This window comes from Sphingomonas sorbitolis, assembly GCF_036663875.1.
Taxonomy (GTDB): Bacteria; Pseudomonadota; Alphaproteobacteria; order Sphingomonadales; family Sphingomonadaceae; genus Sphingomonas.
In genome coordinates, this window is record NZ_JAXOJS010000005.1 from 225,824 (window position 1) to 250,891 (window position 25,068).

Here is a 25,068-nt window from a genome sequence, read left to right on the forward strand (position 1 = left end):
ATGCTCCTCATTGAATCTTGGCTTTGAACTGGACGGTGTGGACGGACGCCGCGGCGACCTGCCCGAGCGCGACGGCGATGCCCGGACCTTGTGCGCCACCAGCCGGTGCGCCGCCGGTCGCATCGAAGCGGCCTGCGTCGCCGTCCGCGGCGTCGCTCAGCAGCGCGCCATCGAGCGTCAGGCTGCCGGGGACGAAAACCGTGCCCGCCGGGATTGGATCGGCAATCCGCGCGCCGGTGACGGCATCGGTGAAGCGCGCCTCGAGCGTATAGGTGATGACCGAATCGCGAACCGCGTTCTGCGATCCATCGGCGGCGCGCACCGACTGGCTCTTGATCAACGCAGGACCGGCACGTGCGCTGGCCAGTGGGACGACCACGCTGGCAGTGGCACCGGTCGGCCCGACGACCGCGTCGCCGCCACCGTCGCCGCGACCGGCATAGCCACTTCCTGGCACACCCGACCCGGTCAGCGCCCGCGCGGTCATGGTCAGTGTGGCATCGGCGACGGACTGTTCCGCGGTCCCGACCAGGACCGCGAACACCGTGATCGACTGGCCCGGCGCAAGCGCCGGTACCGTCGCGTCGACCGGTGGGAGGTCGATGGCAGGATCATAGCGTCCGTTGCCATCGGCATCGATCGCCAGCGTGCGCAACGTCATCGCTGGGGACGAGATGCTGGTCGCCAGCACGAACGATTCGGTCCCATTGTCGGCATTGGTCAGGACGAACGGGATGATCGTGGGCAGTGCGGGCGGCGGCGCAACCGTGATCACGCCCTGCCCTTCGCGCACCAGGCGGGTGTCGAGCCGTTCGGCGACGATCAGCGTGACCGTGTTCGAGGTGACGGACCGGGTGCCACCGTCCATATCGTACCGAAGATTAGCGGTGTTGAAGATCACGGTGCCCGCCAGGCTTTCCGCGCGTGCGGCGGACGGGGCGGCGGCCATAGCGAAGCCGGTCGCGATCATGATGATCGCGAAGAGCGCAGCGACGCTCGCACGGGTCCGACTTGTATTTGCCCGTATCTTCAAGATGACGCCTGCGCGCAATGTGTTCCCCACCCTTTGATGGGGAACAGATCGAGCACCTTGCCTTAATCAAATGCTACGAAATCGTAACGGTATGTTTTATGAGCAAACTTGACATATTTGCGACTAAATCGGTTATGATAAATCAGTCAGAATCAATCGACCCGATCTGCTACGTTCTTGTCCCTGTTCCAGTATAAAGTCGAAATAGGCCTATCAAAATGCCCGGATCAGCGGCGACGCAGCGCGCGAAGATAACCGCGCATCGCCTGGTCGCCACTATGGCTCAGCGAAATTTCGACACGTCGCCGATCTGTAGGGTCGATTACCCGATCGATGAGCTTCAGCTTGTGCAGATGTTCGATCCAGCGCTGGGACGTGGTAACCGGCGCATCGGACATGCTGACCAGCGCCTTGATGTTCATCGGCTGGCGTTCATCCCGCGATACGAACAGGGCGAGCAACATATCCCAGGCTGGCTCGTGAAATAGCTCGGGGGGTAGGAAACGACGTCGCAGCCGTCGATCGGCAAGCACCGCCTCGGCGTGCGCTACGAGTTCCGTCTCACTGGGCTCGGCACCGACCGGTTCCGGATCCGCAGCATGGGCAACGCGGCCGTTGAATTCTTCAGCGACCGCCGAAAGCTTGGCGGTCAGATCCTTGATCAAATCAACTACCGACTCGTTCTTCACCAAACACTCCCTTTGTCCGTCTTCAACGAGGTAATCGACCCATTGATCCGGTACATCGGACGGGTCGCACCGCCTTTGCCGTCCTTTTCAGCGGGTAGCACCGCGGGATCATTGTCAGCGCAAACTCCACGTCAACATGACAGGATTATCGGCAGTTTCCATGCAAAAATGGACTATTTCCGGTATAACCCTGCGCATTGAAGCGATATTTTCACATTTGACCGGGGTATGCGCGCCATTGTGGGTGCAATAGATCCAAGCTAACTAACCATTGTGGTTTTATCTGTATTGATTTGGCGCAATTCACACACCTATCCGCCATCAATACTATGGTATACTTTCGATCCACCGCGATATGACGCCTGAAACCACCTGTGTTTGGGGACATCAGCTTGCAAGGGGATCCAACGATGGCCGCGACTCGAATATATGCGCTACTGCAAGAGGCGTGCGCTGCGCTGGAAGCGTCGGAGGACCATGCAATCGCGGCCTATGTTGGTTTCGCGATGGCGCTGGTCGAGGAAAAATACGGGGTCGGGCACGACCATCTCGAAAGCGTCGGCTGCGACTGACCATGCGATCTCGCGTGACGGTGGTGGCTGCGACAATTCGCCGTTTCACGACTTTTAAGGTGAGCATGACGGATTGCGACGCGACTTGTTTTCGGGGAAGCATGCGGATTGTCGACCGCCGCGACGTCTATGTTCGTCGACCGTGCGTTGAGTGTTCGACCCGCGTGTCGTCGCACGTGGATGAAAGGACGTCGTACCCGTTTCCATGCCCGCTCTACCAACCACCGACACCTCTCAGCAACTGCCTGCGTATTTAAACGCTGTCGGGACCGCTGTTCCCGATCATGACATCCACGCAGCGTTCATCGCCTGGGCGCGCGAGCGGACCGGTGCGCGATCGACCAAGGTGTTCGACCGCATGGCTTCACGGTCGGGTATCGCGCATCGCTGGTCGGTCTTGCCGCCGACCGCGGATGGCGGCTCGCCAGTCGACGATGCTGGGTTTTACGCAACCGAACCGCATCCCGGGACTGCTGCAAGAATGACGCTGTATGCCGAGCATGCGCCCGCTCTCGCGATCCGCGCGATCGAGGCGTTGCGCAAGCAGATCGCCGTCGAAGGCATTACGCATCTGGTGGTGGCAAGCTGCACCGGCTTCGTCGCGCCCGGCATCGACCAGATCATCGCGCGCCGGCTTGGGCTGTCGCCCAGCGTCGAACGGCTGCTGATCGGCTTCATGGGATGCTACGCGGCGGTCGTCGCGCTGCGTAACGCGCGTCACATCGTCCGCTCCGAGCCCAAGGCGCGCGTGCTCGTCGTGACGGTCGAACTCTCGACGCTGCATCTCCAGCCTGCCAACGACATCGAGCCGTTGCTGGCGATGCTCCAGTTCGGCGACGGCGCCGCGGCCGCGCTGGTCACTGCGGACGCGACCGGGATCGAACTCGGCACGCCGTTCGCCGCCGCGCTGCCAGATACCGAAACGCTGATCCGCTGGGACGTCACCGATGCGGGGTTCGCAATGCATCTGTCGGGCGAGGTGCCCGCGCGGATCGCGACCGCGCTCGCGGATGCCGCATTCCGCACGATCGTCAGCGACGGCCAGCCGCCCGAGACGATCGACGGCTGGGCGGTCCATGCCGGCGGGCGATCGATCCTAGACGCGGTCGAGCATGCGATGCATCTGAACCCTGAGGCGCTGGCGGCGTCGCGTCAGGTGTTGGCGGACAATGGCAATATGTCGTCGGCGACGTTGATGTTCGTGTTCGAACGCCTCCTGGCCAGGCCGCCGATCGGGCGCGGCGTCGCGCTGGCGTTCGGGCCGGGCCTCGCGGCGGAGGGCTTCGGGTTCCGGAGCGCGGTATGAGCCTCGCATCATCCAGCCTAGCCGTTCGCAGCCAGGCCGAAGAGCTGATGGACGCCGACGATCTCGACGCAGCGACTTATGCCGATGTGGTCGGCGATTTAGCGACCGTGAACACCGTGACGATGGCGCGCCGACCGACGCTCGATTTCCTCGATCGGGCGATCAAAGGGCGGACACGATTCCGGTTGCTCGATGTGGGTTTCGGTGACGGCGATATGCTGCGGCGGATCGCGCGCTGGGCAAAGGCGAAAGGCATCGAGGCTGATCTCGTCGGCGTTGATCTCAACCCGCGCAGCGAGCAGGCGGCGCGCGTGCATGGCGGCGATATCCGTTATGTCACGGGCGACTATGCCGATCTCGCCGACGAACCTTGGGACGTGATCGTCAGCAGTCTCGTCGCGCATCACATGACGCACGACCAGCTCGTCGCGTTTTTACGGTTCATGGAGCGCCACGCGACCGCGGGGTGGTTCGTCAACGATCTCCACCGCCACGGGTTCGCACACTGGGGGTTCCCGATCCTGGCCACGCTCGCGCGCTGGCACCCGATCGTCCGGCATGACGGCACACTGTCGATCGCGCGCAGCTATCGTCCCGACGAATGGCCACCGTTGCTCGCGGAAGCCGGCGTCACCCAGGCGAAGGTCCGCCGCATCTTTCCGTTCCGGTTATGCGTCGAACGCCTGCGCTGATAGTCGGCGGCGGGCTCGCCGGGGCCGCGACTGCGATTGGCCTCGCGCGCGCTGGGCGACCGCACCTGCTTATCGAGCGATCGCGTGAGACGGGCGATGCGATCTGCGGCGGGTTCCTGAGCTGGCGGACGCTCGAGACGCTGGCCGGGCTCGGGATCGATCCCGATACGCTCAATCCGCAGCGCGTGACGCGCGCACGTATCTTTGCAGGCAACCGCCGCGCGGAAGCTGCCCTGCCCCACCCGGCAGTCTCGGTATCACGCCACCGCCTCGATACCGTCCTACTGGCCGAAGCCAAGCGGCTTGGAACGCCGATCGAGCGCGGTGTCACCGTCCGCGAGATCGATGGCACGACCGTGCGCCTCGCCGATGGTGCGACGATCGCGACCGACGCGCTGTTCCTCGCGAGCGGCAAACACGACGTTCGCGGCATGGCCCGCCCCGAGGAGGCGCGCGGCGATGATCCGACCCTGGGAATACGGGTACGCGTCACCCCCTCACCGGCTCTGGCCCAATCGCTCGCGGGCAGCATCGAGTTGCATCTGTTCGACCGCGGCTATGCGGGACTGGCAATGCAGGAGGACGGCACCGCGAACCTGTGCATGGCGGTACACCGCTCGCGGCTTCAGGCCGCCGGATCCCCCACACAACTGCTCGAAGCGCTCGGCCGCGAGATGCCCGCACTTGGTGAATGGGTCGCGCTGATCCCCCCCAATGCCTCGATCGATGCGATCGCCAATGTCCCCTATGGCTGGCGCCAACGTACCGGCGTCGACGCGGTGTTCCGGCTCGGTGATCAGGCCGGCGTCATCCCCTCGCTCGCCGGCGAAGGCATGGGGATCGCGCTCGCCAGCGGAGTCGCGGCATCCGCCGCCTACGCAAAAGGCGGCTCCGAAGCAGGGGTCATCTGGCAGGCCGACTTCGCCCGCCGCCTGGCTCGCCCTATCGGTATCGCCAGCATCGTCCGCCATATCGCCGAGAGCGAACGCGCGACGTGGCTGCTACCGTTGCTGCGCCCCTCACTGATCCAGGTCATCGCCAACGCAACCAGAATGAGCCAGTCTTGAAATCCGTCCCGCCAGCACGAGATGCATAGTCATGGACCAGCTAAATCTTTCCGAGGCCGAGTGGCGCAAGCGGCTCACGCCAGAACAATATCACGTGCTGCGCGAGGCCGGCACCGAGCGTGCGTTCGCAGGGGCGCTCAACGACAACAAGGCCGACGGAATCTACCGGTGCGCGGCGTGCAGCAACGAGTTGTTCGACAGTGCCGACAAATATGATTCCGGTTCGGGCTGGCCGAGCTTTACGCGGCCGATCGGCCCCGACGCCGTCACCGATCACGCCGATCGCAGCCACGGCATGACGCGCATCGAAACGCGGTGTGCACGTTGCGACAGCCATATGGGCCATGTTTTCCCGGATGGGCCGCCACCGACCGGCCAGCGCTATTGCATGAATTCGCTGTCGCTCGAATTCCGACCACGCAAAGCGAACGCTGCGGCCTGATCGCGCTTGTAGGGCAGCAACGGAACGCGTAATTCTGCGGCCACATGGCCAGTACGCGTTCTGCTTCACCGTCCCGTCGGCCCCCGTCTACCCCGGCGTCACGCTGGCGTCGGCGGTTGGTCGTCTTTCTTCAGGTTTGCATAGGGGTAGGCCTGCTCGCGCTCGGCGCGCTGGCGATCGCGGTGTATGTCGCGATGTCGCAGCTGCCGAGCTTCGACAGCCTCAAATCGTCGCCCAACGGCCAGATGATCCGCGTCCATGCCGCCGATGGCACGGTGATCGTGTCGATGGGGCCGAGTTTCGGCGAATGGCTGCCCTATTCGCAGATTCCGCAGGTGATGCGCGACGCGACCGTGTCGGTCGAGGACCGCCGCTTTCGCTCGCATATCGGCATCGATCCGGTCGGCGTCGCGCGGTCGGTGAAGGTGCGGTACGATCGCGGCCACTGGACGCAAGGCGGATCGACGATCACGCAGCAGCTTGCGCGCACTGTCTTCCTCAACAATCAGAAGAAGTTCGGACGAAAATTCCGCGAGGCGATCCTGGCGTTTGCGCTCGAATGGAAGTTCAGCAAGGACCAGATCCTCGAACTCTATCTGAACAAGGTGTACTATGGCGGAGGTGCCTACGGAATCGATGCCGCTAGCCGAAAATTCTTCGGCCACGGCGCGGACCATCTAAGCCTTGCCGAAGCTGCGGTGATTGCAGGCCTCGTGAAGGCACCATCGAATTACTCGCCGACCGCCGATGCCGAAGCTGCGGTGGGCCGCGCGGGTGTTGTGCTGGAGACGATGCGCGAGACGGGCGCAATTACCGCCGAGCAGGCCGCCGATGCCGATGTCAGCGGGCTTAAGCTTGCACCGGAGCCCAAGCAGAACAGCGTCCGTTACTTTACCGACTGGGCGCTGCCACAGCTCGATACGCTGATCGACGAGACGACCGAACCGCTCGAAGTCTGGACCACGCTCGACCTGACGATGCAGCGCCAGGCCGATGACGCGATCCGGGCGAATGCACCACCCGGAGCGCAAGGCGCGCTGGTGGCACTCGACCGTGGCGGCGAAGTACGCGCGATGGTCGGCGGCAAGGATTACGTCTCGTCGATCTACAACCGCGCGACCCAGGCAGTCCGCCAGCCGGGCTCGTCGTTCAAGCTGTTCGTGTATCTCGCCGCACTCGAGGCAGGCCACAAGCCCGAAGACTCGATCGTCGACGAACCCGTCACGATCCAGGGCTGGAGCCCGCGCAACGATTCCCGCCGCAACTCCGGCGCGGTCAGCTTGCGCACCGCATTCGCCTATTCGCTCAACACGGTGGCGGCGAAACTCGGCCAGGAGGTCGGATTCAACACGGTCGCCGACATGGCGCGCCGGTTCGGGATCACCACCCCGGTCAACGTGCATCCTTCGATGGTGCTGGGCACCTCGGAGGTCCGCGTGATCGACATGACGCGCGCGTTCGCGTCCGTCGCCAACAAGGGCGTCGCGGTGACGCCGTACGGGATCACGCGCGTCACTGCGAACGGACAGACGATCTACACGCACGAGGTCGACCGCAGCCATGTGCTGGTCGCACCCTATGTCGCCGCCGAGATGACCGACCTGTTGCAGACCGCGGTCAACACCGGCACCGGCCGCGCCGCGCAGATCGGTCGGCCGGTCGCGGGCAAGACTGGCACCACCACCGCGTCGAAGGATGGCTGGTTCCTGGGCTTCTCGAGCGGCATCACGACGGGCGTGTGGATGGGGCGTGACGATGCCAAGCCGATTGCCGGCCTGCACGGCGGCACCGCGCCAGCCAAGGCCTGGGCGGCGTTCATGAAACCTGCGACCGCAAGCCGTCCGATCGAGCAGTTCGATACGCAGGTGACGTTGCCCGAATGGCAGCTCGAACCCGACGAGCAGAGCTATTTCGGCCAGCCCGACAACGGCCAGATGGCAGTCGACGCAGACGGCAATCCGATCGAGCAGGACGCGGCGCCCGTCCCGACCGATGCGCAGACTGGCGACACGATCCCGCGCCCCGATGCGGACCAGCAAGAAACGCCGGCAGCACCGCCGCAGCAGTTGAATCAGGACTGGATCGATCGCGTCACCGGGCGTGAGCGGCGCGATCCCTCGTCACCGGCGGGGCGCCAGCCGCTCCAGCGCGAAATGCCCCGAGACGGGCCACGCGATCAGGTCCAGACGCAGCGTTTCCAGAGCGATCGCCCTCAGGAAGACCGTCCAAACCAGTGAAGCTCCGCGCCATGCGTGCGTAGCCAGACGCGCGCGGGCGTCGGGTCTTCGCCGTAGAGCTGCTCGACCAGCGCGTGGAAGACCGGCGCGTGGTTCATGTGGACGCGGTGCGCGACCTCGTGCGCGACGGTGGCGCGGCGGACCCAGCTTGGCGCCAGGATCAGTCGCCAGCTGTAACGGATGATGCCGCTCGATGCGCAACTGCCCCAGCGGCCTTTCGCATCGCCGACTGCAACCTGGGCAACGGTTACCTTGGCCTTGGCGGCGTATTCGGTGGTTTCGGCCTCCAGTACGGCGAGTGCGGTGCGCTTGAGCCAGGCTTCGACGCGACGCGGGATTGTTTCAGGCGGGCCTGACAGCGACAGCACCGAGCCTTCACGAACGACGGTGCGGCGGCTTCCGGCAGTCCATTCGATCGTCAACGGTTCGTCAGCGACGGTGAGGACCGCACCGGGCACGAACGGACGGGGTGAGGGGAGCAGGGCGCGCTGTTCGGCGATCCAGCCCGCCTTGTCCTCCGCCCAGGCCAGTGCCTGCTTCAGCGCCGCACGCTTGGGGAGAACCAGCCTGGCCCGGCCGCTTGCAGGATCGATCGACAGTCGCGCGCGGCGGGCTCGCGGGTGGCGGACGATCTCCAGGCCTTCGATCACCGTCTTAAAGCTCGCGATCGATCACGTGATATTCGAGCTCACCGGCCTCGTCCTCGCTGATTGTCCAGCCGCGCACCGATTGCTTGGCGCGGTGGACGGCTTCGCGGTCGCCGCAGACGAGATAGTGCCATTCGGGCAATTGCTCGCCCGCGGCGCGCAAGCGGTACGCGCAGGTCGAGGGCAGCCAGTCGATCCCGCGGACGTTGCCGGTCGTCAGCCGCACGCATTCGGGGACATAAGCGTGGCGGTGGCGGTAATCCGAGCATTGCCCGCTGCGGCGGTCGAGCAGGCGGCACGAGACGTTGGTCGCGACGAGCTCGCCGGTATCCTCGTCCTCGAGCTTGTGGATGCAGCATTTGCCGCAGCCATCACACAGGGCTTCCCATTGGCCGCGATCGAGCTGGTCGATCGGCGTATCTTCCCAGAAGCGCGCGCTCATCGGGCCCAGCGCTTGATTTCCGTCACCACTGCGTCGGACCCTTGTTCCTGCGGCAGCAAAGCGAGGGGCTTGCTGTCCGGGCTCATCAAATAGGCCTGGCGCGAGTGGTTTACGAGGTAGCCGCCACCCGGCGATGGGTCGCCCTTGCTCGAATACACAGCATACTCGGTCTTGATCTTGGCGATCTGGTCGTCGGTGCCGGTCAAACCGACCATCCGCGGGTGAAACGCCGAGACGAACTGCTTGAGCACCGCAGGCGTATCGCGCGCCGGATCGACCGTCACAAACACCGGCACGATCTTCGCGGCGAGCGCGGGGTCGCTGATTTCAAGCTTTTTCACCGCGGCGCCGATCGCCTGGACATCCGTCGGACACACATCGGGGCAGAAGGTGTAGCCGAAATACATGATCCGGTATTTGCCGGCAAAGCTACGCTCGGTGACGGTCTGCCCGTTCTGGTCCGTCAGCGTGAAAGCGCCACCGATCCGCGCGCCCTCGAGCGGCGGTTTGGCAGGGGGAGCGGACGCGTTGCAAGCAGATAGCGCCAAGATCGGCAGGGCGAGCGCGGAGAGGATGAAACGGGTGTTCATGATGCCTCCAGCCTTGATCTGTTCGCTACTGCGGCGCAAGCGTTGCCCCATATCCAGGACGAACCAAGGAAGTTTCTCGATGCGTATTCGCCTGATCCTCGCTGCTACCCTTCTGACGCCTGCGCTCACCTGCGTCGCGGCGTCCGCGTTCGCGCAGGGTCAGTCGGAGGGGTACAAGTTCCTGTCCGCCGTGCGCGATGCAAAGAACAACGAGGTGCTGGAGATGCTCGGCAAGCCCGGTAGCAATATCATCAACACGCGCGACGTGACGAGCGGCGAGGGTGCGCTCCACATCGTCATCAAGCGCGGCGACGAGGTGTATCTGCGTTTCCTGCTGCAAAAGGGCGCAGACGCGAATTTGCGCGACGGCAAGGGCAATACGCCGCTGCTGCTTGCGGTGACGCTGGGGCAGACGGGCATGATCCCGATCCTGACTGCGGCAGGGGCGAACCCGAACCTGGCGAACTCGGCCGGCGAAACGCCGCTGATCCGCGCGGTACAGCGCCGCGATGTCGGGATGATCCGGACGTTGCTGACCGAGGGAGCGGATCCCGATCAGGCGGATATCATGGCCGGCATGTCGGCGCGCGATTACGCCAAGCAAGACGGGCGTAATCCAATAGTGTCGAAGCTGCTGGTCGACGCGCCGAAGAAAGTGAAGAAGGCGGTGTCCGGCCCGAAGTTCTAATCGTCGATCCTCCCCTGGCAGGGGAGGTGGCTGGCTCTTGTCAGACGGAGGGGTGTCACGCTCTCGATGGCGCGCTGCCCCTCCGTCAGCCCTGCGGGCTGCCACCTCCCCTCAGAGGGGAGGATTATGGACTTAGAACGCCAACCCGTCCGCGTCCGGGTCCATCTGCGCGATCAGCCGCCGCGCCGCGCGCCGCGCGAACGCCAGCGTCCCGCGCTTGCGAATATGCGCGGGGAGGGGGGTGGTATGCGCCTCGCGGACGATCGCCGCGTCATAGCGATCCGCAACGATGATCCCGGTCCGCTCCGGCAGAAAGGCGGATCCATGCAGCGGCCCGACATCGAACCCCGCCGGGACGGCCCAGAAATACCGGTCACAATGGCCGAGATAATCGGGCCACTTGCCGTCGCCGAGCAGGTCGGCGCGCGACACCTTGATCTCGACGATGACGATCTGCCCGCGTGCATCGACTGCCATCAGGTCGGCACGACGGCCGCCGTCGAGCGGGACTTCGGTCATCGCGGTCAGGTCGTGACGCAGTAACATCCGGATCACGCCGCGCGCCACGTCGGCAGCGCAAAGCGGCGATCCCGGTTCGTCGATGCAGGAGTCCGGCGGCATATCGAGCATGCCCCGGAAATAGAACAATCCGCGAACGAGGCAAGCTCATTCACGGACTGTTGTCTGGATCTCAGGGAAAACGCCTAGCCAAATCGCCTTCCCTATCCCGTTCGTGCTGAGCGAAGTCGAAGCACCTGCGTTCGGGGCGCACCCTTCGACTTCGCTCAGGGCGAACGGGGGGAAGGGCAAGGGGTAGGAGGTTGCTTGAGACGGATGGTCTCAGCGATAGAAGACGTGGTTGCCGATCGAGGCGACCTTGATCGCGCGAACCGATGGGCGGCGATCGGGCGTGTTGAAGTACAGCGCCTTGTCGGCCGGGCTGTTCCACGCGCTGGCGAGCGCGACCTTGGCGACTGCGATCGCAGTGCGATAGGCGGCGCCGGCGTTGATATTGGGGATCTGGCCGCCGCGAACGAAGCTGAACTGGCCACGCTGCTTGACGACGCCGCAGACGTTGGTCGGGAAACGACCCGACTTGGCGCGGTTGATGATGACTTCGGCGACCGCGAGCTGGCCAGTCAGCGGCTCGCCCTTCGATTCGAAATAGATTGCGCCGGCAAGGCACTGGAGCGCTTCGTCGGCGGCGGCGCTATCCTGCGCGGCAACGGCCTGAGCGAGCGTGTCGAATTCTTCTTCCTCGGCAGGTGCGACTGGCTCGACTGCTGCAACGGTGGCTGCTGCGGGAGCGATCTGCGGAACATTCTGCGGGGAGAGGGCGTTTAAATTTGCGAGAGCGGTGAGATTGACCGTGGAACGATCGAGACCGGTCGCCTGACCGGGTGCGCTATTGCCGAGCAGGCCGGCGAGAGAGAATGTCATGGCTGCGATGGTCGCGGCCCGCTGCAAAATCGTCATTCAAACTTATTCAGGTGCGGTTGGACCGTGGAAACAATCGTACGAGCCGATCGTCCAGGCATCCCCCCGACTGCGTAACCGATCCGGATCGCACCCGTCCCAGCACAACGCCAATCAATGTTGCAATTCCCCTCTATTGGGGGGGCTTTGGAGTCAATCGTCGAGGATCGTTTCAGCGGCGAACCGTTCCGCCGCTGCGATGTCCACCTCCACAACCCACAAATCGGGGTCGCGAGCACGCCTGCGCCGCCAATAGCCGTCGAGGTCTTCGGGCGGGGTCGAATCGATAAACGCAGTCCGTCCATCGGGCCCGATTCCGCGCTCCAGCAGGCGGGGAGGAGCCCCTTTGTCGACCGCAATGACAAGGATCGCGCCGCCCTGCGCATCGCCTTTTGCCATCACCGCGCCGAAGCCGCCGGCGTCGTTGACGCGGCGAAGGAGGGCGCTGACGAGCACACCGCTGGGCAGCCTGCCGCTCATGCCGGCGCCCGGTATCCAGGCAGCCCGGCAAGAGGGATCCGCGAGCGCATGAACGTGCCGGTACCCCGCGCCGCTTCTTCGCCCTCCGCATCGATCAGCCGCGCATCCGCGACGAACACGCGCCGCTTGCCGCTGATCCAGCGCCCCTCGGCGATCACCGGGCCGACTTTGAGCGGGCGGGTGAGCAGCAGGTTGAACGCGGTCGTCAGCAGGAAGCGATCGGTAACGAGGCTGTTCGACGCATAGAACGCGGCATCGTCGAGCATCTTGAAATAGCTCGTCCCATGCGCCGCGCCGCCCGCGTGATAATGGCGTTCGTCGATCGTGAAGTGGATCCGCGCGACGCCGGCTTCGGGGATCTCCAACGAAGACTCGAAGAACCGATTGATCGGCGCCTGGGCGTAGAGCGATTCCAGCGCGCGGAAATGCGCATCCGCGCCTGCAGTGTTGGGAGTGTCAGACATCTGCGTCGCTCGCGAACAGCAAACTACCGTCATCCTGACGAAAGTCAGGACCGAGAGCCACGAAGCGCATCGATCGGTTACTCTGGGTCCTGACTTTCGTCAGGATGAGGGGGCAGGGCTCATGCGGCATCGCGGACCTCGTCGGCGGTAAACAGCGCATAGAGCGCGTCTGGTGAGCCTGCACCGCGCAGCTTCTCCAAGAACGCCTTGTCGCGCAGCCGCCGCGAAACACGCGCGAGCGCCTTCAGATGCACCGCGCCCGCATCGGTGGGGGACAGCAGCATGAAAACGAGGTCAACCGGCAGGTCGTCGACCGCCTGGAAATCGACCGCCTGCGCCAACCGCACGAACACGCCGGTAACCTGCGCCAGCCCGTCGAGCTTGGCATGCGGGATCGCTACGCCACCACCGAACCCGGTCGAGCCGAGTTTCTCGCGCGCGCCTAGTCGTTCAGAGATCATCTTCGCATCCGCATCGACGATCTCGGCCGCGATCGTCGCGATATGCTGGAACACCGCTTTCTTGTTGGTGGCGATCACGCCCGTCTGCACTGCGTCGGGACGCAGCATATCGCTGAAATCGGTCATGGTCTTCATGTGTCTCAAGCGCCCCCGCGCGCGTCCGCCTTAGCGGGTTGCGCGGGGGCGTAAAGGCGCGGCCGTGAGACCCGCGCCTTTATGGACCCTTCTTTACTGGGGAGGGGAGGCCGCGCCGGGCGAGGCGGCCCGCTGTGGCTCGACCCAGCCGATCGTGCCGTCGCCGCGCTTGTAGACCATGTTGTGCGCGCCAGTGCCCGCGTTCTTGAACAGCAATGCGGCGGTGTTGCGCAGATCGAGCATCATCACCGCGTCGGACACGCTGGCCTCGGGAATGTCGACGCGCGTTTCGGCGATGATCAGCGGTGCATCCGCGACATCGTCTTCCTCGATGCTTTCCTGGAACAGCGTGTAGCCCGCGTTTGTCCCCGAGCTATCATAGCCGTTGCTCTCGGCCATCGCGACCGCTTCGCCGGCATGGCGGTCCTTGAGGCGGCGCATGTAGCGGCGGAGCTGCGTTTCGATCTTGGCGGCGGCGCCATCGAACGCGGCGCGCGCGTCGTACGCGTCCGAGTGGCCCTTGAGCACGAGGCCTTTCATCACGTGCGCGACGATATCGCATTTGAAGCCGGCATCGTGCGGCCCCTTGCCAAACGTGACCTCAGCCGAGATGGCGCGCGAGAAATACTTGTCGGCGATACCCTGGAGTCGGTCTTCCACGTGGCTGTTGAGTGCTTCGCCAGTGTCAACCTGATGACCAGAAATCCGGATATCCATTATCGTCTCCTTGTCGGCGTTACAGTCTCGAGCGGTCCTATTGGCTCCGCCCTGCCAGCGTCATCCGGACGCCACGGCCCCCCAAATCGGATCCTTGATCCCCTTCATAAACGCAGCATGGGCCGCAAGGTCTCCCTCGCTCACCGCGAAAACGCGGGGCGGGCGAACGACCCGAGGCGCTTGTGCGACGATCGGAGTCGCGGCGGTGCTGCCGGTATCGCCGAGCAGGCCGAGTCCGATCTGGCGACCGCCCATCAGCTCGACATAGACCTGTGCGAGCAACTGTGCGTCGAGCAGCGCGCCGTGCAGGACGCGGTGGCTGCGATCGATTCCGAACCGCGAACAGAGCGCGTCGAGCGAATGCTTGGCGCCGGGATGACGGCTGCGCGCGATCTGCAGCGTATCGACCATCCGCTTCATGTGGATGATCTGGCGACCGCACTTGGTCAGCTCGCCGTTGAGGAACGAGAAGTCGAAGCCGGCATTGTGCGCGATCATCGGCGCGTCGCCGACGAATTCGAGCAGGTCCTCGACCGCGTCGGCGAACTTCGGCTTGTCGGAGAGGAACTGCGCGCCCAGTCCGTGGACGTTGAACGCCTCGACCGGCATATCGCGTTCGGGGTGGTAATAGGCGTGGAAGGTGCGGCCGGTCTCGACCCGGTTGAGCATCTCGACGCAGCCGATTTCGACCATGCGGTCGCCGCCGGAAAAACTGAGGCCGGTGGTTTCGGTATCGAAGACGATCTCACGCATCCCGATGGTATCGGCTCAGATTTCCAAGGATGCAAGCACCGCCCGGACTTGCGCGCGCGTTGCGTCGAAGCTCGTGTCGGTGCGGATGACGTGATCCGCGCGGGCGCGTTTTTCGGCATCGGGAGTCTGGCGCGCGAGGATCGCGGCGAACTTCTCCGCGGTCATGCCGGGACGGGCGAGGACGCGGGCGCGCTGGACGTCGGGGGCGGCGGAGACGACGACGATCACGTCGACGTTGCGGTCGCCGCCGGTCTCGAAGAGGAGAGGGACGTCGAAGACGACGTGTTTGCCCGCGTGCTTAGCGAGGAAAGCGCCGCGCTCCTCGCCGACGGCGGGGTGGACGATCGCCTCAAGTCGCTTGATCGCGGCGTCGTCGCCGAACACCGCTGCGCCGAGTTTCGCGCGATCGATCGCGCCGTTCACGGTCGAGCCGGGGAAGGCGGCCTCGATCGCTGGGATTAGCCGGCCGCCGATCCCTTGCAACCGGTGCACGGTCGCGTCGGCGTCGAACACGGGGACGCCTTCGTCCACGAACATGGCGGCGACCGCGGATTTGCCCATGCCGATCGAACCGGTGAGGCCGATGATCATTTGATCAGCAGCGCGCGGAGGTGTTCGTCCCGATCGCGCGGTGGTTCCACGTGGAACAATATCTCGAACGCAACGGCGGCTTGGCCGATCAGCATCTCCAGGCCATCGACCGTTTCCAGATCCCGCGCGCGCGCCGCCTTGAGCAGACCCGTTTCGAGCGGCGAGTAGACGATGTCGTAGACCAACGAGTCCGGATCGAGTGCACCGAGATCGATATCGAGCGGCGGCTGACCCACCATCCCGAGCACGCTGGCGTTGACGAGCAGGCGCGAGGGCGGGGCGGCAGGACCGATCGGCAACACCTGGCCCTTGAGCCCGAACGCCGACAGCAGCGCCGCGCCCTTGAGCGGATTGCGGTTGAGGATAGTCACCGGGCCAACGCTCATCCGTGACAGCGCGAACAGGATCGCGCGGGCTGCTCCGCCGGCGCCGATCACCGTGACGGGCTGGCCGGCGATGTCGAGGTCGTCGATCGGCGCCCAGAATCCGGCGGCGTCGGTGTTGGTGCCGATGCAATCGCCCGCTTGGTTGCGAAACACCGTGTTGATCGCGCCGATCGTCCCGCGGACGTTGCCGGGATCGGAGACATGGTCGAGTGCGGCGAGCTTGTGCGGCATGGTGATGTTACAGCCTCGCCACGCGGGGTTGGCCTTCCGCTCGGCGAAGTATGCGGGAAGTTCGTCGGCGGTGACGTGTTTGTGGCGATAATCGGCGTCGATCTCGAGCGCTTCGAGCCAGAAGCCGTGGATCAGCGGCGATTTCGACTGTGCGATCGGATCGCCGATCACTTCGGCATAGGGACGAGTCATGCAAGGCTCCGGTGAACTCGGTTTAGTCGTTGTATTCACATAAATAGGCACGCCACGCTCCCCCCGTCATCCCAGCGAAAGCTGGAATCTCCCCGTTTGGCGGGCGTCGTCCGCCTCGGGAGAAAGCCCAGCTTTCGCTGGGGTGACGGACGGGGGGGCGGGTGCAGAGTAGAGAGCGTGTTTCTAAGCCGGCAGTTCGCCACGCACGCGCAGGAAACCGAGCACGTTCAACAGCGGCATACCAAGCACGGTGAACTGGCTGCCCTCGATCTTGGAGAATAGTTGCGCCCCCGGGCCCTCGATCCGGTAACAGCCGACGCAGCCGGAAATCGCCGGCCACTCCGCATCGAGGTAAGTCTCGATAAACGCCTCCGATAGCGGCCGCACATGCATCTTGGCGCGCTCGACATGCCGCCAGATCGCCTGCCCGTTCTCGGCGATCACCGCAGCGCTCCAGAGGTCGTGGCGCTTGCCGGACATCAGCCGCAGGTGGGCCGCCGCGTCGGCGCGGTCCACGGGCTTGTCGAGGATGGTGCCGTCTTCCAGCGTGACCAGCGAGTCACTGCCGAGGACGAGATAGCCCGGCATCCGCGCGGATACCTTCAGCGCCTTCAGTTCGGCCAGCGCATCGGCAAGATCGCGCGGCGACAGGTCGCGCAGCGCCGCCTTGGCTGCATCCTCATCGACACCGGCGAAAGTCGCCTCGAACGGCACCCCCGCAGCCGTCAGCATCGCCCGACGCGACGCACTCTGCGAAGCGAGGATCAGGCTCATGCCTCCACCTTTGCGACGTCGTCGCTGCGCCGCTGGTTGCACAGGGCAATGATCGCCGCCGCGGTTTCCTCGATCGAGCGGCGGGTGACGTCGATCACCGGCCAGCCATTGTCCGCGAACATCCGCCGCGCAAAGGCGAGTTCGCGCATTACCGCTTCCTCCTCGACATAGGACGTATCGGGCTGCTGGTTCAGCGACAGCAAGCGGTTGCGCCGCACCTGGATCAGCCGGTCCGCGCTCGTCGTCAGCCCGACGATCAGCGGGTTCTTGAGGCCGTAGAGAATCTTCGGCGGCGGACTTTCGACCACGATTGGAATGTTGGCGGTCTTGTAGCCACGATTGGCGAGGTAGATCGAGGTAGGCGTCTTCGACGACCGCGACACGCCCGCAAGGACGATATCGGCCTCCTCCCATTCCTCCCACGCGATCCCGTCGTCATGCGCGATCGTCCACTGGATCGCATCGACGCGGGCGAAATAGGCGGCATCTAGGACGTGCTGGCGGCCCGGTCGTGCCTTCGCCTGCTGCCCGAGCAACCCGGAAAGCGCGTCGTTGACCGGGTCGAGCGGGGCGACTGCGGGCAGCCCTAGCGCGAGGCACCTTTGCTCCAGGATGCGCCGGGTCGCGGGGTTCACCAGCGTGAAGACGACCAACCCCGGGTTCTGCGCGATCTCCTGTAGGATACGCTCAAGATGCGCCTCGGTCCGCACCATCGGCCAGAAATGGCGGACAGTTTCGACGTCGTCATATTGTGCCAGCGCCGCCTTCGCGATGTTCTCCAGCGTCTCGCCTGTCGAATCCGACAACAAATGTAGGTGGAGCCGCATCATCGGCGGTTTATCCCCAGCGGGCGAACCTGTGGGCGTGAATCTGTGGATAACATGGGGAGAACGGCTAGCGTAACTCGTCCGCCTCGCCAAGCGACGGGTGCGCCGTGGATAACACCGATTCTATCCACACCGCCGCTCACAGGGACGGATTTTATCCACAGGCTGTGGGTAACGGGGAGCCTTGAATCGAATCAGCGCGTTTGTGGCGGTGCGCGAGGGTCAAGCTGTTGGCAATTCCGGGATCACCGCATAAGTCCCGGGTTCAACCGCCCAACCACTGCAACAACCTATTTCTTGAATCTTCTTATAGTAGAAGAAGGGTGCTCCGCTGACCGATCCGACTTCCCATTCGCCGTCCTTCAAGCCGCTGCTGGCGACCCTTCGCGGTGAGCGTCAGGCGGTCCCTCCGCTGTGGCTCATGCGGCAGGCGGGGCGGTATCTCCCTGAATATCGCGAACTCCGCGCGGAGAAGGGCGGGTTCCTCGCGCTTGCCACCGATCCCGACGCGGCGGCCGAAGTGACGCTCCAGCCGATCCGCCGGTTCGGGTTCGACGGATCGATCCTGTTCTCGGACATCCTGATGATCCCGTGGGCGCTGGGACAGGATCTGAGCTTCGGGGTTGGCGAGGGGCCTCGTCTCGAGCCGGCGCTGGTCGACCATGCGCTCGATCGGTTGCAGCCGGTGATGGGGCGGCTGGAGCCGGTCTACGGCACCGTCGCGAAGGTCGCCGCTGCCTTGCCTCCCGAGACGACGTTCCTGGGCTTTGCGGGGTCTCCCTGGACGGTCGCGACGTATATGGTGGCGGGGAAGGGGAGCAAGGATCAGTCCGAGACGCGGCGCTTTGCGTATCGCGACCCCGAGGCGTTCGGTGCGATCATCGATGCGATCGCCGACAACACCGTCGAGTATCTCGCGCGGCAGGTCGAGGCGGGCGTCGACGTGGTGCAGCTGTTCGACAGCTGGTCGGGGTCGCTATCGCCCGCGCAGTTCGAGCGCTGGGTGATCGCGCCGACCGCGTCGATCGTCGAGCGGCTCCACGCGCGTTGCCCCGGCGTGCCGATCATCGGCTTTCCGAAGGGGGCAGGGGGCAAGCTGCCCGCCTATGCGCGCGAGACGGGCGCCGATGCGATCGGGCTGGACGAGACCGTCGATCCGATCTGGGCGCACGCGTCGTTGCCGGCGGACATGCCCGTCCAAGGTAACCTCGATCCGCTGGCGTTGATCGCGGGCGGGGCGGATCTGGATGCGGCGATCGACCGGATCCTCGCGGCGTTCGTCGAGCGCCCGCACGTCTTCAACCTAGGCCATGGCATCCTGCCCGAGACGCCCATTGCGCATGTCGAGCAGCTGATCGCCCGCGTAAGGAGCACGACATGAGCGGTTTTCTCGGCGCTGCGTATGACTGGGTGAAGGCGGCGCATCTGATCTTCGTGATCTTCTGGATGGCGGGGCTGTTCATGCTGCCGCGCTATCTGGTGTATCACCAAGAGGCGCTGGCGGCGGGCAACACGAGCGAGGCGGCGAACTGGGTCGAGCGCGAGAACAAGATCCGCCACATCATCCTGACGCCGGCGATGATTGTCGTCTGGGTGCTGGGGATCGCGCTGGCGCTGAACCTGGGGCTGGCGGACGGCGCGCCGGGGCTGGGGTGGCTGCACCTGAAGCTGGTGCTGGTGCTGCTGTTGTCGGGCTATCACGGCTGGGCAGTCGGCTATGCGAAGAAGCTCGCCGCGGGGAAGCCGACGCTGGCGGGGAAGCAGTTGCGGATGCTGAACGAGGTGCCTGCGCTGGCGGTGACGCTGATCGTTGTCCTCGCGATCGTGAAGCCGTTCTGAACGCGTGTTCTCCTGCGAACGCAGGAGCCCAGGATCACGAATGCCACCGCTTGTAACCCTGGGCTCCTGCGTTCGCAGGAGAACGGTAAGAGCGGGACTCCCGTCCCCGCTTGACTAACCCGCCCCCCAATTCTAACCCTTTCTCCCAACACGGCCTCCTGGCGTCCTGCCCGGTCGTGTCTTGCCAGACTCGTCTCGCCCAGTTCCGCTTCCCAAGCGCACCGCCGACCGAGCGTTCTCCCGTTGATTGCTATCCGGAAATCCCCATGCATCTCAAAGACTTGAAAAAGAAGAAACCCGCCGAGCTAGTCCAGCTGGCCGAGGAACTGGGGGTCGAGAGCGCCTCGACGCTGCGCAAGCAGGACCTGCTGTTCGCGATCCTGAAGGTTCAGGCGGACAATGGCGACCAGATCATGGGGCTCGGCACGATCGAAGTGCTGCCCGATGGCTTCGGTTTCCTGCGCTCGCCGGAATCGAACTATCTTGCCGGTCCCGACGACATCTACATATCGCCGAACCAGGTCCGTAAGTTCGGCCTGCGCACCGGTGACACGGTCGAGGGCGAGATCCGCGGGCCGAAGGATGGCGAGCGCTATTTCTCGCTGGTGAAGCTCACGGCCGTCAATTTCGACGACCCGGACGTCGTCCGCCACCGCGTCAATTTCGACAACCTCACGCCGCTCTACCCTGAGAGCAAGCTGACGCTCGATCCCGCCGACCCGACCGTCAAGGACAAGTCGGCGCGCGTGATCGACATCGTCTCGCCGCAGGGCAAGGGTCAGCGTACGCTGATCGTCGCACCGCCGCGCGTCGGCAAGACGGTCATGTTGCAGAACATGGCCAAAGCGATCACCGACAACCACCCCGAGGTGTTCCTGATCGTCCTGCTGATCGACGAGCGCCCCGAGGAAGTCACCGACATGCAGCGCAGCGTGAAGGGCGAGGTGGTCAGCTCGACCTTCGACGAACCCGCGCAGCGCCACGTACAAGTCGCTGAAATGGTGATCGAAAAGGCCAAGCGCCTAGTCGAGCACAAGAAGGACGTGGTGATCCTGCTCGATTCGATCACGCGTCTCGGCCGCGCCTACAACACGGTCGTGCCGTCGTCGGGCAAGGTCCTGACCGGCGGTGTCGACGCGAACGCGCTGCAGCGTCCGAAGCGCTTCTTCGGTGCCGCGCGCAACATCGAGGAGGGCGGTTCGCTCTCGATCATCGCGACCGCGCTGATCGATACGGGCAGCCGCATGGACGAGGTGATCTTCGAGGAGTTCAAGGGCACCGGCAACTCGGAAATCGTGCTGGATCGCAAGGTTGCGGACAAGCGCATCTTCCCGGCGCTCGACGTCGGCAAGTCGGGTACCCGCAAGGAAGAGCTGCTGGTCGACAAGGCCAAGCTCAGCAAGATGTGGGTCCTGCGCCGTATCCTGATGCAGATGGGCACGATCGACGCGATGGAGTTCCTGCTCGACAAGATGAAGGATTCGAAGACCAACGAGAATTTCTTCGACAGCATGAATCAATAACCGAGTGCGGCCTGCTGCAAGCTGCAGCAGGACTCGCATCGGTTCGGCCGGCGGGGCCGGGCCCCGACCGACGACATGGGCTTTGCCCATGTCCGCGAAGAACACCCAAGACGGCACGCGAGAGCATGGCTTTCGCGTGCCGCTTTGCTATTAATCACTATGAAAACCGCCACTCCGCCCGCGGCGTGGCCACGTCACCGGGAGCTGACATCTTGAGTATCATCGCCATGCTGGCCGCCGCCGCATCGGGAGTAGCCGGACCCGGCTCGCCGCTGGAAATCTGGCAACATATCGTCGCAGATTTCTCCAACCTGGGCGACCCGAAGGCGCTCGCCGCGTTCGGATCGGTCCTGATGATCGACCTCGTCCTCGCGGGCGACAACGCGATCGTCGTTGGCGCGCTCGCCGCTGGCCTTCCCGCCGACCAGCGGAAGAAGGTCATCCTAATCGGCATCGGCGCGGCGCTCGTCCTGCGGATCTTCTTCGCATTGATCGTGACGTGGCTGATGGGGATCGTCGGGCTGATCTTTGCGGGCGGCCTGTTGCTGCTCTGGGTAAGCTGGAAGTTCTGGCGCGAGATCCGCGAGGGTGCGGAGAACGCGGGGTCGCAAGAAATCGAGGGCGACGAGCGCTCGGGTATCCGCTCTTCGAAGGGCTTTGCGAGCGCTGCCTGGGCCGTCGCGGTCGCCGACGTCTCGATGAGCCTCGACAACGTCCTGGCAGTCGCGGGCGCGGCGCGCGAGCATCCCGGCATCCTCGTCATCGGCCTGCTGCTGTCGGTCGCCATGATGGGCCTCGCCGCGAACTACATCGCGCGCGTCATCAACAAGTATCGCTGGATCGCGTATATCGGCCTCGCAGTGATCCTCGTGGTCGCGCTGAAGATGATCTACGAGGGCTGGGTCGGCACCGGCGAGACGCTCGGGATCATCTCGCTGCTGCGCTGATCGCGGTGCGGCTTGGATAAGAAAAAGGCCTCGCCGGAATCGTCCGGCGAGGCCTTTTTCGTGTCTGTCGTCAGCACCCGTCACCCCGGAAGGGGTAACGGGGAGGGCGTGGTTAGCCCAAATTCTCCGCGAAGAACTTCGCCGTCCGCTCGTCCGCCAGCTTGGCCGATGCATCCGAGCGGCGCTCGCCGAACTCGGTCGCGAAGCCGTGGTCCTCGCCGGCGTAATCGTAGATCGTCACCTTGGGGTGATCGTCGAGCCCGGCATGCATCGCTGCCTGCGCAGCCTTGTCGACGAAGTGATCCTCCTCCGGCACGTGCAGCAGCACCGGGTGTGCGATCGCGTGCTTTTCGCCGAGCAGGCCGTCGATCCCGACGCCGTAATAGCCGACGCTCGCATCGACGTCGGTCCGTGCCGCGGTCATAAACGCCAGGCGCCCGCCCAGGCAGTAGCCGACCACGCCGACCTTGGCGCCGTCACCAAGCTCGCTGCGGGCGGCGCGGATGCTCGCCTCGATATCGGCGATACCCTTGTCCTGGTCGAACTGGCCCATCAGCTCGAGCGCACGGTCGAACTCGGGCTTGATGTCTGGATCGAGCTCGATGCCGGGCTCAAGCCGCCAGAACAGGTCGGGGGCGATCGCGAGATAGCCGGCCTCGGCGAGCGTATCGCACTTGCGGCGGATCCCTGCGTTCACGCCGAAGATCTCCTGGATCACGACGATCGCGGCCTTTGGCGTGCCTGCCGGGGTCGCGCGATACGCGGTGAATTCGCCATCGCCCGCGAGCGTGGCGATCTTGGTAGTGTTTGTCATAACAGTCCTCCTGGCGGCCGCTCATGGTCGAGCAGCCGAGATTTGGTGATCGGGCCTTCCCCCGCGGAGTACGCACCAAGCGCTCCGCCGGCTCCAAGGATTCGGTGGCAGGGGACGATGATCGGAAAAGGATTGCGTGCGCACGCCTGGCCTATCGCGCGTGGACTGGAGCCGATCGCTTTCGCGAGCGCGCCGTAGCTGGCCGTGGTGCCGTAGGCGATGTCGACGATCGCCCGGCGAAGGTCGGCACCGCGCGGGGTAGGGGAAAGCGCGAGGGGCAGGTCGAACACGGTCAGCCGTCCGGCAAAATACGCGTCGATCTGGCGGAGTGCTTCCAGGATCGCGGGGGCGTCGCTGGTCGAACCATCCTCCACGCCGATGTCGATCGCGTCGATCCGGTCCCCGGTGCCGGTCACGCGGACCAGACCGATAGGCGTTGCGATCGAGGCGGCATCGCGCGCATACATTCCTCCGCTATGCAGCGCCGCGATGGACCGCTCAAGCGTCATCGAGGGTGCGTCACATGAAGATGAATATCGAGATCGAATGCACCCCCGAAGAGGCGCGCCGCGCGGTCGGGCTGCCCGACCTGACGCCGATCCACGATCGCTATATCGCGATGATGATGGAGGCCATTCCGGACGGCCAAATGAAGCCGGAAATGCTCGAGTCGATGATGCGCGGCTGGCAGCCGATGGGCGAGGCGGGGATGGCGATGTGGAAGCGCCTGTTCGACAGCGCGACGAAAAGCGGCTGAGTTTCACGTGAAGACGATTTTCGCGGTATCGAGCGGACGACCGCCAGCGGCGATCGCCGTCGTCCGGGTGAGCGGGCCCCAGGCGTTTGCCGCGGCCGAGGCATTGGCGGGACCATTGCCGGGGGCGCGCCATGCCAGCCTCCGGGGACTGCGGGACGCAGATGGCGCGCTTCTCGATCGCGCGTTGGTGATCGTGTTTCCAGGACCGACTACAGCGACTGGCGAAGACCTAGTCGAGTTTCATTGCCACGGTGGTCGCGCGGTGATCGCCGCGGTCGAGCATGCGTTGTCGGTAATGCCCGGCCTTCGTCATGCCGAGCCGGGGGAGTTCACCCGCCGCGCGCTGACCAATGGCCGCATCGACCTGACCGAGGCGGAGGGGCTCGCCGATCTTCTCGAGGCCGAAACCGAGAGCCAGCGCGTCGCGGCGATGACGGCGACGGAGGGGCGGGTGAGCCAGGCTGTTCGTGACTGGATGGACTCGGTCGCGATGCTGTCCGCGCGTGTAGAGGCGATGCTCGACTTCGCGGACGAGGACGACGTTGCGAGCGATACCGCGGCGTTCGATGTGATCGTCTCGGAGATCGCCGCGCTTGCCGCGCAGATCGAGGCGGTGGTCGATGCCCCGCCGGTGGAGCGGCTGAAGGATGGGCTGCGGGTCGTCATCGGCGGTCCGCCGAACAGCGGCAAGTCGACGTTGCTCAACCTGCTCGGCGAGCGCGATGCGGCGATCGTTTCGCCGATCTCGGGAACGACGCGCGACCGGATCGACGTTCCGGTGACGCGGAACGGTGTCGCCTATGTGGTGACCGACACTGCCGGTTTAATCGATACGCTAGACCCGATCGAGGCGATCGGGATCACGCGCGCGGAGGGCGCGATCGCTGCGGCGGACATCGTGATTTGGCTAGCCGATACCGCGCCGCCCCGCGCCGATGTGATCTGGATTCATGCGCGTGCCGATCTGCCGGGGCGGGGGGAACTGCCCGCTGACCGGACATTGGCGGTCTCGCAGAACGACCGGGAATCGCTGGATGCCCTTTGGGGTGAACTGCATCGGCGAGCGATTGCGATGCTGCCGCGTGGCGATGAGATCGCACTGAAGCAGCATCAGCGCGGGCGATGCGCTGCGGCGGTTGAGGCTCTTCGGTATCCAAGTTCGGACGCGCTTATCGTCGCGGAACACCTTCGACAGGCACGCGCGATCCTTGCGGGCGTACTGGGGCTCGACGCGACCGGGGAAATGCTCGACGCGCTGTTCGGACGATTCTGCATCGGGAAGTGATGTTCCACGTG

31 protein-coding genes are annotated in these 25,068 nt (G+C 64.8%); 13 read left to right on the forward strand and 18 right to left on the reverse strand.

Annotation, left to right across the window (positions count from 1 at the left end):
* Window positions 1-7: 7 nt before the first annotated feature.
* Both U1763_RS15945 and U1763_RS15950 read right to left on the reverse strand, forming a co-directional pair.
* The gene (locus U1763_RS15945; RefSeq protein ID WP_332755965.1) at window positions 8-1,033 is read right to left on the reverse strand and encodes a hypothetical protein; all 1,026 of its coding nucleotides are present in this window, start codon (window positions 1,031-1,033) and stop codon (window positions 8-10) included.
* A gap of 227 nt (window positions 1,034-1,260) precedes the next feature.
* On the reverse strand, window positions 1,261-1,722 hold the full coding sequence (locus tag U1763_RS15950; protein WP_132734969.1) for a winged helix DNA-binding protein: 462 nt from the start codon (window positions 1,720-1,722) through the stop codon (window positions 1,261-1,263).
* 410 nt (window positions 1,723-2,132) lie between these two features.
* Between U1763_RS15950 and U1763_RS15955 the strand changes: the two genes are divergently transcribed.
* The 6 genes from U1763_RS15955 (at window position 2,133) to U1763_RS15980 (ending at window position 8,038) form a co-directional block, all read left to right on the forward strand.
* Window positions 2,133-2,294 carry a hypothetical protein gene (locus U1763_RS15955; protein ID WP_165911451.1) on the forward strand — a complete coding sequence of 54 codons (162 nt, stop codon included), beginning with the start codon at window positions 2,133-2,135 and terminating at the stop codon, window positions 2,292-2,294.
* A gap of 205 nt (window positions 2,295-2,499) precedes the next feature.
* Window positions 2,500-3,600, forward strand: a complete 1,101-nt coding sequence (locus U1763_RS15960; RefSeq protein ID WP_332755966.1) for a type III polyketide synthase — start codon at window positions 2,500-2,502, stop codon at window positions 3,598-3,600.
* Window positions 3,597-4,292: a methyltransferase domain-containing protein gene (locus tag U1763_RS15965; RefSeq protein ID WP_332755967.1), complete on the forward strand. Its 696-nt coding sequence runs from the start codon at window positions 3,597-3,599 to the stop codon at window positions 4,290-4,292. The genes U1763_RS15960 and U1763_RS15965 overlap by 4 nt, the downstream gene beginning before the upstream one ends.
* Window positions 4,271-5,359: an NAD(P)/FAD-dependent oxidoreductase gene (locus U1763_RS15970; RefSeq protein ID WP_332755968.1), complete on the forward strand. Its 1,089-nt coding sequence runs from the start codon at window positions 4,271-4,273 to the stop codon at window positions 5,357-5,359. The genes U1763_RS15965 and U1763_RS15970 overlap by 22 nt, the downstream gene beginning before the upstream one ends.
* A 31-nt stretch (window positions 5,360-5,390) precedes the next feature.
* Window positions 5,391-5,801, forward strand: coding sequence for a peptide-methionine (R)-S-oxide reductase MsrB (gene msrB / locus U1763_RS15975; RefSeq protein ID WP_187502471.1), 411 nt, complete (start codon window positions 5,391-5,393; stop codon window positions 5,799-5,801).
* A 44-nt stretch (window positions 5,802-5,845) separates the two neighbouring features.
* Window positions 5,846-8,038, forward strand: coding sequence for a transglycosylase domain-containing protein (locus tag U1763_RS15980; RefSeq protein WP_332755969.1), 2,193 nt, complete (start codon window positions 5,846-5,848; stop codon window positions 8,036-8,038).
* On the opposite strand, the gene U1763_RS15985 is transcribed toward U1763_RS15980, so the two are convergent.
* From U1763_RS15985 to U1763_RS15995, 3 genes are read right to left on the reverse strand one after another with little or no spacing between them, the layout of a single operon-like run.
* On the reverse strand, window positions 8,014-8,688 hold the full coding sequence (locus U1763_RS15985) for a M48 family metallopeptidase (protein WP_332755970.1): 675 nt from the start codon (window positions 8,686-8,688) through the stop codon (window positions 8,014-8,016). The genes U1763_RS15980 and U1763_RS15985 overlap by 25 nt on opposite strands.
* Window positions 8,689-8,692: 4 nt before the next feature.
* The gene (locus tag U1763_RS15990; protein WP_133020171.1) at window positions 8,693-9,127 is read right to left on the reverse strand and encodes a YcgN family cysteine cluster protein; all 435 of its coding nucleotides are present in this window, start codon (window positions 9,125-9,127) and stop codon (window positions 8,693-8,695) included.
* Complete coding sequence (locus U1763_RS15995) at window positions 9,124-9,717, reverse strand: SCO family protein (protein WP_332755971.1); 594 nt, start codon at window positions 9,715-9,717, stop codon at window positions 9,124-9,126. Before U1763_RS15995 ends, U1763_RS15990 begins: the two co-directional genes overlap by 4 nt.
* Before the next feature lie 79 nt (window positions 9,718-9,796).
* On the opposite strand from U1763_RS15995, the gene U1763_RS16000 reads away from it, so the two are divergent.
* Window positions 9,797-10,405: an ankyrin repeat domain-containing protein gene (locus U1763_RS16000; protein WP_332755972.1), complete on the forward strand. Its 609-nt coding sequence runs from the start codon at window positions 9,797-9,799 to the stop codon at window positions 10,403-10,405.
* A gap of 132 nt (window positions 10,406-10,537) precedes the next feature.
* Here the strand turns inward: U1763_RS16000 and U1763_RS16005 are convergent, their stop codons facing one another.
* From U1763_RS16005 to U1763_RS16055, 11 genes are all read right to left on the reverse strand, one after another.
* Window positions 10,538-11,035, reverse strand: a complete 498-nt coding sequence (locus tag U1763_RS16005) for an MmcB family DNA repair protein (protein ID WP_332755973.1) — start codon at window positions 11,033-11,035, stop codon at window positions 10,538-10,540.
* Window positions 11,036-11,245: 210 nt separating this feature from the next.
* Complete coding sequence (locus U1763_RS16010; RefSeq protein WP_431358315.1) at window positions 11,246-11,845, reverse strand: cell wall hydrolase; 600 nt, start codon at window positions 11,843-11,845, stop codon at window positions 11,246-11,248.
* Window positions 11,846-12,034: 189 nt separating this feature from the next.
* Window positions 12,035-12,361, reverse strand: coding sequence for a DUF1491 family protein (locus tag U1763_RS16015; RefSeq protein ID WP_332755974.1), 327 nt, complete (start codon window positions 12,359-12,361; stop codon window positions 12,035-12,037).
* Window positions 12,358-12,825: a PaaI family thioesterase gene (locus U1763_RS16020; RefSeq protein ID WP_332755975.1), complete on the reverse strand. Its 468-nt coding sequence runs from the start codon at window positions 12,823-12,825 to the stop codon at window positions 12,358-12,360. The genes U1763_RS16015 and U1763_RS16020 overlap by 4 nt, the downstream gene beginning before the upstream one ends.
* 119 nt (window positions 12,826-12,944) lie before the next feature.
* Window positions 12,945-13,412, reverse strand: coding sequence for a PTS sugar transporter subunit IIA (locus U1763_RS16025; RefSeq protein WP_332756246.1), 468 nt, complete (start codon window positions 13,410-13,412; stop codon window positions 12,945-12,947).
* Window positions 13,413-13,514: 102 nt separating this feature from the next.
* A complete protein-coding gene (hpf, locus tag U1763_RS16030) occupies window positions 13,515-14,138 on the reverse strand; it encodes a ribosome hibernation-promoting factor, HPF/YfiA family (protein ID WP_332755976.1) in 624 nt (207 codons plus the stop codon).
* 60 nt (window positions 14,139-14,198) lie between these two features.
* Window positions 14,199-14,891: a DNA polymerase III subunit epsilon gene (dnaQ, locus tag U1763_RS16035; protein ID WP_332755977.1), complete on the reverse strand. Its 693-nt coding sequence runs from the start codon at window positions 14,889-14,891 to the stop codon at window positions 14,199-14,201.
* Between the two features lie 15 nt (window positions 14,892-14,906).
* Window positions 14,907-15,482: a dephospho-CoA kinase gene (gene coaE / locus U1763_RS16040; protein WP_332755978.1), complete on the reverse strand. Its 576-nt coding sequence runs from the start codon at window positions 15,480-15,482 to the stop codon at window positions 14,907-14,909.
* On the reverse strand, window positions 15,479-16,291 hold the full coding sequence (locus U1763_RS16045) for a shikimate dehydrogenase family protein (RefSeq protein WP_332755979.1): 813 nt from the start codon (window positions 16,289-16,291) through the stop codon (window positions 15,479-15,481). The genes coaE and U1763_RS16045 overlap by 4 nt, the downstream gene beginning before the upstream one ends.
* 183 nt (window positions 16,292-16,474) lie before the next feature.
* Window positions 16,475-17,065: a Maf family protein gene (locus U1763_RS16050; protein ID WP_332755980.1), complete on the reverse strand. Its 591-nt coding sequence runs from the start codon at window positions 17,063-17,065 to the stop codon at window positions 16,475-16,477.
* Window positions 17,062-17,895: a pyruvate, water dikinase regulatory protein gene (locus U1763_RS16055; RefSeq protein ID WP_332755981.1), complete on the reverse strand. Its 834-nt coding sequence runs from the start codon at window positions 17,893-17,895 to the stop codon at window positions 17,062-17,064. The genes U1763_RS16050 and U1763_RS16055 overlap by 4 nt, the downstream gene beginning before the upstream one ends.
* 328 nt (window positions 17,896-18,223) lie before the next feature.
* On the opposite strand from U1763_RS16055, the gene hemE reads away from it, so the two are divergent.
* From hemE to U1763_RS16075, 4 genes are all read left to right on the forward strand, one after another.
* On the forward strand, window positions 18,224-19,273 hold the full coding sequence (gene hemE, locus U1763_RS16060) for a uroporphyrinogen decarboxylase (RefSeq protein ID WP_332756247.1): 1,050 nt from the start codon (window positions 18,224-18,226) through the stop codon (window positions 19,271-19,273).
* Window positions 19,270-19,731, forward strand: a complete 462-nt coding sequence (locus U1763_RS16065; RefSeq protein ID WP_332755982.1) for a CopD family protein — start codon at window positions 19,270-19,272, stop codon at window positions 19,729-19,731. Before hemE ends, U1763_RS16065 begins: the two co-directional genes overlap by 4 nt.
* A gap of 266 nt (window positions 19,732-19,997) precedes the next feature.
* Window positions 19,998-21,254, forward strand: coding sequence for a transcription termination factor Rho (gene rho / locus U1763_RS16070; protein WP_031395107.1), 1,257 nt, complete (start codon window positions 19,998-20,000; stop codon window positions 21,252-21,254).
* Window positions 21,255-21,481: 227 nt separating this feature from the next.
* Window positions 21,482-22,201: a TerC family protein gene (locus tag U1763_RS16075; RefSeq protein WP_332756248.1), complete on the forward strand. Its 720-nt coding sequence runs from the start codon at window positions 21,482-21,484 to the stop codon at window positions 22,199-22,201.
* A gap of 112 nt (window positions 22,202-22,313) precedes the next feature.
* Here U1763_RS16075 and U1763_RS16080 read toward each other — a convergent pair whose 3' ends face one another.
* Window positions 22,314-23,015 (reverse strand): dienelactone hydrolase family protein, encoded by a 702-nt coding sequence (locus tag U1763_RS16080; RefSeq protein WP_332755983.1) that lies wholly within the window; start codon window positions 23,013-23,015, stop codon window positions 22,314-22,316.
* Complete coding sequence (locus tag U1763_RS16085) at window positions 23,012-23,482, reverse strand: methylated-DNA--[protein]-cysteine S-methyltransferase (protein WP_332755984.1); 471 nt, start codon at window positions 23,480-23,482, stop codon at window positions 23,012-23,014. The genes U1763_RS16080 and U1763_RS16085 overlap by 4 nt, the downstream gene beginning before the upstream one ends.
* 56 nt (window positions 23,483-23,538) lie before the next feature.
* Between U1763_RS16085 and U1763_RS16090 the strand changes: the two genes are divergently transcribed.
* Window positions 23,539-23,772: a DUF6489 family protein gene (locus U1763_RS16090; protein WP_056053820.1), complete on the forward strand. Its 234-nt coding sequence runs from the start codon at window positions 23,539-23,541 to the stop codon at window positions 23,770-23,772.
* 7 nt (window positions 23,773-23,779) lie between these two features.
* Window positions 23,780-25,057, forward strand: coding sequence for a tRNA uridine-5-carboxymethylaminomethyl(34) synthesis GTPase MnmE (mnmE, locus tag U1763_RS16095; RefSeq protein WP_332755985.1), 1,278 nt, complete (start codon window positions 23,780-23,782; stop codon window positions 25,055-25,057).
* The last annotated feature ends 11 nt before the right edge of the window (window positions 25,058-25,068 follow it).